Source organism: Actinomadura montaniterrae (assembly GCF_008923365.1).
GTDB classification, from domain to species: Bacteria; Actinomycetota; Actinomycetes; order Streptosporangiales; family Streptosporangiaceae; genus Spirillospora; species Spirillospora montaniterrae.
Map to the genome: position 1 here is coordinate 1 of NZ_WBMR01000356.1, position 6,823 is coordinate 6,823.

General features: G+C 72.5%; 6 protein-coding genes and 1 pseudogene. 1 reads left to right on the plus strand and 6 read right to left on the minus strand.

Annotated elements, in window-relative coordinates; all coding sequences use genetic code 11:
• Positions 1-233 precede the first annotated feature (233 nt).
• The 6 genes from F9B16_RS48260 to F9B16_RS48285 all read right to left on the minus strand — a co-directional run bounded on the left by F9B16_RS48260 (position 234) and on the right by F9B16_RS48285 (position 5,976).
• Positions 234-1,451 carry a hypothetical protein gene (locus F9B16_RS48260; protein WP_151546989.1) on the minus strand — a complete coding sequence of 406 codons (1,218 nt, stop codon included), beginning with the start codon at positions 1,449-1,451 and terminating at the stop codon, positions 234-236.
• Between the two features lie 59 nt (positions 1,452-1,510).
• Positions 1,511-1,738: a hypothetical protein gene (locus F9B16_RS48265; RefSeq protein ID WP_151546990.1), complete on the minus strand. Its 228-nt coding sequence runs from the start codon at positions 1,736-1,738 to the stop codon at positions 1,511-1,513.
• Positions 1,735-2,322: a hypothetical protein gene (locus tag F9B16_RS48270; protein WP_151546991.1), complete on the minus strand. Its 588-nt coding sequence runs from the start codon at positions 2,320-2,322 to the stop codon at positions 1,735-1,737. Before F9B16_RS48270 ends, F9B16_RS48265 begins: the two co-directional genes overlap by 4 nt.
• A 114-nt stretch (positions 2,323-2,436) precedes the next feature.
• Entirely contained in the window at positions 2,437-3,873 is a 1,437-nt protein-coding gene (locus F9B16_RS48275) for a purple acid phosphatase family protein (protein ID WP_151546994.1), read from the minus strand.
• 122 nt (positions 3,874-3,995) lie between these two features.
• Positions 3,996-4,736, minus strand: coding sequence for a type 1 glutamine amidotransferase (locus F9B16_RS48280; RefSeq protein ID WP_225992628.1), 741 nt, complete (start codon positions 4,734-4,736; stop codon positions 3,996-3,998).
• On the minus strand, positions 4,726-5,976 hold the full coding sequence (locus F9B16_RS48285) for a Mur ligase family protein (RefSeq protein WP_151546992.1): 1,251 nt from the start codon (positions 5,974-5,976) through the stop codon (positions 4,726-4,728). Before F9B16_RS48285 ends, F9B16_RS48280 begins: the two co-directional genes overlap by 11 nt.
• Positions 5,977-6,378: 402 nt before the next feature.
• Between F9B16_RS48285 and F9B16_RS51910 the strand changes: the two are divergent.
• Positions 6,379-6,823, plus strand: a pseudogene (locus F9B16_RS51910) (hypothetical protein); the annotation flags it as partial.

A 6,823-nucleotide genomic window follows, 5' to 3' on the forward strand; every position in this document is an offset into this window, starting at 1 on the left:
ACCTGCCCAGGGGCCGCAGAGGCTCCAAAGTCAAGGGTGGACGAAGTCCATCGCGAAGCGACGCCGAAGGCGCCCTTGACTTTGGAGGGGCGGCCCCGTACGCAAGCGCCACCCCACCACCCGAACACCCTTTCTCACCCATGCACCCGAACACCCCCGAGAGAAACTCTCAATACAGCCCATATCGTCCCATAATTACAAATAGGACAAAGTGGAAAGGCATGCGCCCCACCTTAGAACGGCGGCGAGTACGGCCTCTCCCTCACCTGATCGTAAATTGATCGCAACCACGGGCGGCGAACTTCAGGAAGCCGCACAAGAGTGCTCAGGAAAACGCCACTGTCAGGCCTGAAGGGCCCAACAGGAAGCAGCGGCGGCGGGTCGTCCCTCCAGACGACTTCGGGCACGCCACCAACGACAGCGACGGGCTCCCACTCGGACGGAAAGGCCATTCGCACCCACACATCAGCAGCCAGCGGCACCGTTCTCCCCGGCCTCCCGCCGCCCAGTTCCATCCGCGCCGACGGCTCCCCACCCGACGGCTCCCGAGCCAACAACTCCCCGCCCGACCGATCCCCACCCGACCGATCCCCACCCGACCGATCCCCACCCGACACATCCCCGCCCAACACCTCCCCACCCGACGCTTTGGCTGCCTCCCTCGGTGGGCGCCATGCTTTGCCGGTCTGCGGGTGCACCGGCACCAAGAGGATGTCCGCAGCGGCGGCCGCCAGCCCCGGACCGCCCAAGGCCACGCTCTTCGCGGGCAGTCCCGCCGGCGAGAGCGCATCGAGGGCACGGCCAAAGACGTCGGCAACGAGGCCCTCGGGCACGGCGACAGGCGCTCCGTCCGAGACGGCCAGCAGGTGGGCGAGGGCCGCTCCGGCGGCTGCTTCCCAGATCGGGTTCCATCTGCCGGGCTGCTCGACCGGCGGTGTCCCGGGGCGTTCGCGCTGGAGGTCGTCCCAGTCGAGGACGGCGCGGTCGTCCGGTTCGCCGGGAAGCGGGCGTACGGCGCGCGGGTCCAGCCATACCGCTTGCCACAGCGAGCAGTCGTCGATGCGCGTCGCCACGGCGCGGCCGCACCGCGTGCAGGCGAGGTTCGGGCCGTCCCGCCCGTCCAGGCCCATGCAGTAGCCGTCGCATCGGTCGGGGATCAGGACGGTGCCGCGGACATCGCCGGGTGCGATCACGACCGCGCCGCGCGGGCCGAGGGAGACGGCATGGACGGGTGCGTACCACCCCTGTGCTTCCGCTTCGGCAGTTGTGATCTCGCCCCAGAGGCGCCACGGCGGCCCTGAAGGGTGCGGGTCCACGGCGTACGTTCCCGGCTCCATGAGGGCGGGGAGCATGGCGTGGCCGTACGACTGGTGCGCGTGGACGGGCAGCGCGACCTGCGACAGCGGTGCGGTCAGGACGGCGCCGCACCCTGCGCATGCGAACACGGTCACGCGGTCTCCCAGCGGATCGGAACTGCCATTCTTCCGCGCTGCTGGTACCGGTCGCCCGGCTACCAGGGTTCGTACGGGCCGCCGCCTTCGGTGTTCCGTGCCAGGTAGAGCAGCACCGCGACCACCCCGACGGCTCCGAGCGCGAGGAACGGGGAGATCCGGAAGAATCCGGCGACGATCAGGGCGACGGACGCGAGCAGGCCGAGCGTGCACGCCGCGACCACGACGACCGCGAGGTGGCGGAGCAGCCACCCCAGCGCCTCGTCGATCTTCCGCAGCCACGTCATGGCGGCTCGATGCCGTCGTACCGGTCGCACCCGCAGGGGGTGCCGCTCTCCGTCTGGACGATGTCGCCCTCCCAGCCGACGGTGGTCTGCGTCGTGTACGGCGGCCCCTCGACGGAGCAGCTCCCCTCCCCGCAGCCGTGGGACGTCCAGTTGTGACCGCAGCGGCGGCAGCCGTAGACGGTCGAGGTGTGCCAGTTGATCGACGTCCCGCTGGACCGGACGATCGGCCGTCCCCTGCCGGACGGCCACGGGGGTACCGGGTCGGCCCCTCCTGCGGGCGGCGGCGCGGACGGCTCCGTGTACGCGGGCTCGCGCCGCCTCGCGGGCGGCGGGTTCGATCGCCGTTTCCGCGCCCGCGCGGCCTCCCTCACGCCGGTGACCGCCATCGGTAGGACGACCAGCAGGCCGAAGGCCGCGAGGATGTAGTGCCAGTACGGCAGCAGCCCGTGGACGATTCCGGCGACGGCCACCACCGCGAAGAAGAGCAGCGCCAGAGCGATGGCCCCGCCTCCGGCAATGGCGACGCCGACCACGACGACGCCGGACAGCTCGTCGATCCGGCTCGGCCAATCGCGTCTCGGCACGAGATCCCCCGAAATCGTCGCCAGTACGGCCCAGCGTACGGACCGGCGGCCCTTTCCGGGAGGGACGTCACCGAACGTTCACGCACCCGCCGCATGCGCCGGGTATGGGCCGTCTCAGCCGGCGGGCGCGAGCCCGGAAAGGTCGCGCCGGACGACGGAATTGCGGTCGGTGACGCGGTTCCCGAGGGACAGTTGCGGCCAGAGCCCGGACAGTTCCTGCCGGCTCCGCTCGCTCCACGCCCGGGCCTCTGGGCTGCGGGTCTTGTAGAAGTTCAGCGCGTACCCGCCGCTGTGGACGCGCAGCAGGGTGAAGCCGCCCGGGTACTCCTTGACGGCGCCGACCTCCTGCTGCACGACCTTCGGCGCCAGCGGGAAGACCGACCGCTGGTTCCGGTGGGTGTGGCCGGCGTGGTGGAGGAACACGCCGGGGGTGCGGGCGTAGGAGCCGAGAATGCGCAGCGATTGCCCCGCATCGAGGGAATGGGCGCCGGTGACGGACAGCGGGTCGTTCTCGGTGAAGAGCGGATGGTGCCCGAAGACGAGCGTCGGCCGGTCCGGGTCCTTCTTGAGTTCGGCTTCGAACCAGGCCTGCTGTTCCGGTGAGAGGCCGCCGGAGTCGCCGCCGTCCCCGGGCTTGTCATAGGTGTCGAGGCCGATGACGCGGAGACCGTGCAGGTCGCGGGCGAAATAGCTGGGTCCGGACGGGAAGAAGGCGTCCTCGAAACAGTCGTTGCCCTGGTAGCGGCCGACAGTGCAGGTGGAATAGGCGGCGCCTTCGTGGGCGCGGTCATGGTTGCCGCGCGTGACGAGATAGTCCTGCGTATAGGTGCCGAACGTGTCGAGGATGCCCTTCGCGTTGTGCAGGTCGTCGGGGGCCGCCTCGCTGGAGACGTCCCCGGCGGCGAGCAGGTGGTCGGCGCCCCGCGCGCGGGCGTCCGCGATCAGCGCCCTCGCCATGATCTCCGGGTAGGGGGCGTGGCCCGGGACCTGCGAGATCCCCTTGATCCAGGGGAGCTGCCCGATGAGCCCGGCGACGGTCTCCCCGAGGTGCAGGTCGTTGCAGAGCGCGATGGAGAAGAGGTGCCGGCCGGGCGGCGGCTGCGGCGTGGTGAACGCGAACACGTCGCCCTGCGGGACGCCCGCCGCCTGCCCGCCCGCGAGCCCGGTCACGGTGGCGGCGACGCCGTTGGACCGTGCCTTGTAGTAATAGGTGCGGCCCGGCTCCAGGCCGGTGAGCTCGACGTAGTGGTACGGCGTGCCCGACGGGCCGTGCGCCGTCCGGGTGAGGCGCGACGGGTGCGTCCCGTAGAGCACTTCGGCGTCGGACGGGGCGGGCTCCATACGGCCCAGCCCGTCGTCCGTGCCGGGGACGCCGGTGTACCAGGTGAGGACGGCGGACGTCTCCGTCAGCGTGACCAGTTCGAGGTTCACCGGGCGGGCGGCGCCGGCGGCGCGCGCGGAGGCCGGGTCGAGGGCGGGCAGCAGGCCCGCCCCCGCCACGATCGCGCTCCAGCGCAGCAGGTCGCGGCGGCCGGGACGGCAGCAGATCATGATCGTCACGGTGGCAGCCCGCCGCGCGGGCCGCCAGACCCCTGACCGAACGTTCACCGGATCGCCGCCGGAACGGCGCCCCCGGGGAGCAGTGCCCCGAGGGCGGCCCGCCCGGGCCGGGATCAGCCGAGGACGGCGGCGAGGCGTTCGTCGCGGAGGCGGCCGGCCCACGAGTCGTCGATCGGCTGCAGGTCGTGGCCGACGGCCCAGCGCAGCAGCAGGTCGGCGAGGCCCGGGTTGCGGACGAGCGCCGGGCCGTGCATGTAGGTGCCGAGGACGCGGCCCGCGTAGGCGCCCTCGTAGCCGTCGCCGTTGCCGATGCCGTGCAGCACCTTCGCGAACGGGCGGGCGTTCGGGCCGAGCCGCGTGACGCCCTGGTGGTTCTCGAAGCCGGTGATGCGCGGGACGTTCAGCTCGCCCGCGACGTCCCCGACGATCTCGCCGACGGCGCGCTGCTCGCCGCGCCCGGACCGGATGTCGAGCAGGCCGAGGCCGCGGACGGGCTGGCCCTCCTCGCCGCCGAACTCGTGGCCGAGCAGCTGGTAGCCGGCGCAGACCGCGAAGACCACGGCGCCGGACTGCACGGCGCGGGCGAGGCCGCCGTCGCCGAGCAGCCGCTGCGCGGCGAGGATCTGCGGCCGGTCCTCGCCGCCGCCGAGCAGGTAGATGTCGCCGTCGGCGGGGACGGGCTCGTCCGAGCGCAGGCTGATCGTCTGGGTCGGGATGCCGCGCAGTGCGGCGCGCCGCTCCAGGACGATGGTGTTGCCCTGGTCGCCGTAGGTGCTGAGCAGGTCCGGGTAGATCCAGACGATCTTCAGCGGGCGCTGCGCCCCGGGGGCGGAACTCGCGTGGTCAGACGACACGGCCGTACCTCGTTCGGATGCTCTGGAAGGCGGTGTAGTTGGCGATCACGTCCAGGTGCCCGGGCGGGACGGCCATGACCGCCTGGTCGATGTCGTCCACCAGGGTGAACTGCACGTCGGCGGCCTCGAGGCGCGCGGCGAGGTCGATCCGCCGCTCGCCGGCGACCCAGACGGGGCGGCCGCGCAGGATGCGGTAGTCGACGTCCCACAGCCAGGAGGTGTCGCGGCCGTCGGGGCCCTGCGCGTTGATCGACAGGGCGACGGGGCCGGGCGCGGGCTGCAGGACGTCGAACGCCTCCAGCCAGCCGGCCGGGTTCTTCGACAGCAGCAGCCGGATCGAGCGGCCCTCGTGCTCGACCGTGGTGTAGCGGCCGGCGACGGAGGTGACCTGCGACAGCAGCGGCAGCGCCTGCTCGGGCGGGACGCCGAACTGGGCGACGACCGCGAGCGCGATGAGCGCGTTCGACCGGTTGGCGCGGCCGGGCAGGGACAGCTGGGCGAGGGAGAACGCGCGCCCGTCGGGGCCGGTGATCTGGTCGCCCTTCAGCGTCCAGTCGGGGCGGGGGCGGCGGAAGTGGCACTGCCGGCACGCCCAGTCGCTGTCCTCGTCGGTGTCCTGCCGGTCGAGGGGGCCGCCGCACTCGGGGCAGCACCAGGAGTCCTCGCGCCAGTGCTGGCCGGCGGCGACCCACGTGACGCTCTTGGCGGACGACGCGCCCCACGTGACGAGGGGGTCGTCGCAGTTGGCGACGACGTGGCTGTTCGGGGACGCCTCCAGGGCGCGCCGCCACTTGCCGGCCAGCAGCCAGATCTCGGCGGCGCGGTCCATCTGGTCGCGGCTGAGGTTCATCAGCGCGACGATGTTCGCGCCGGTCTCCCGCAGCACCATCGGGACGTACTTCTCGTCGCACTCCAGCACGCCGTAGCGGGCGGTGGGCGCGGACGCGAGCGCGGACACGTGCCCGGTGGGCATGTTCGCGCCGAACGCGTTGGTGGCGACCTCGCCCAGCGGGGTCATCGCCGAGGTGATCAGCCGGGTCGTCGTCGTCTTGCCGTTGGTGGCGCTGACGAGGACGAGCTTGCGGTCCTTGGCGAGCCGGGTGAGCAGCTCGGGGTCGAGGCGCAGGCCGATCCGCCCGCCGATCACCGAGCCGTCCCCGCGGCCCGCCATCCGGGACATCTTGGCGGCCGTACGACCGAGCGCGACGGCCAGCTGCGAACGCAGTGGAAGATCGCTCATGGACTCCGTCTTCTCTGGATGCGCCTGTCTTGTTCAAGTGCGCCCTGAACCGCTCCGAGCCTAGCCGCTGCGCGCTGCGCTCGCCGCGCGCCGGGCGGGTTGCGGCGGCGGGTGTGCGCGGTTCTCCGGCGGCGCGCCGCCGTCGCCCCTAAGATGTGAGCAGCCTCACAGGATCCCCGGTAAACCACCGGCGGCAATCTTGACCGGTACCGAGATGTCGTGATTCGGTGCGAGCCCGTCAGCGGTGAGTCCAGATTCCCATCCACGCGCCCTCGAGCGACATCACCCACTACTTTTGTCGGGAGCCCTGCCGGTTTCGTTCGCGGGGAAGAGCGGCCCGTCCGAGCCGGCGGGCCCGGAATGCGCAGGCGTGGCAAGCGGCGACAAGGCGAGGTCAGAGCGATGCAGTGTCCGACGTGCGGTTCTCACACGCCCGGGACGCTCGGCAGGTGTTCGAACTGCGACGCGCCGATCGACGTGTACTCGGTCGGGCCGCTTCCCGCGCCCGTGCAGGGCGGCCCCGCCGCCGCGGTCGAGGGGCGGCCGGGACTCGACGAGAAGACCATGATGGTGCCGCCGCCGACGCCCGCGTGGGCGCCGGCCAGCCCGCCGCCCGGTGATCCCGAGTCCACCGCGACGTGGACGTTCGACCCCGACGCGGAGGGCTACACGCCCACCGGCGGCATGCCCGCCCTGCCCACCGGCAACGGCGCCGCGAACGGTGCGGGTGCGAGCGGGGCCGGGACCAATGGCGCGGGCGCGAACGGCGCGGGTGCGAACGGCGCGGGCGCCGCGCCGCCGCCCGCGTGGGCCGGCGAGCAGGCGAACGCGAACGGCCAGGCGAACG

Coding starts and splice junctions, on each gene's coding strand:
- F9B16_RS48265 (WP_151546990.1), bottom strand. CDS start 1,738: ATGACGTGGCTGCGGAAGATCGACGAGGCGCTGGGGTGGCTGCTCCGC.
- F9B16_RS48275 (WP_151546994.1), bottom strand. CDS start 3,873: ATGATCTGCTGCCGTCCCGGCCGCCGCGACCTGCTGCGCTGGAGCGCG.
- F9B16_RS48285 (WP_151546992.1), bottom strand. CDS start 5,976: ATGAGCGATCTTCCACTGCGTTCGCAGCTGGCCGTCGCGCTCGGTCGT.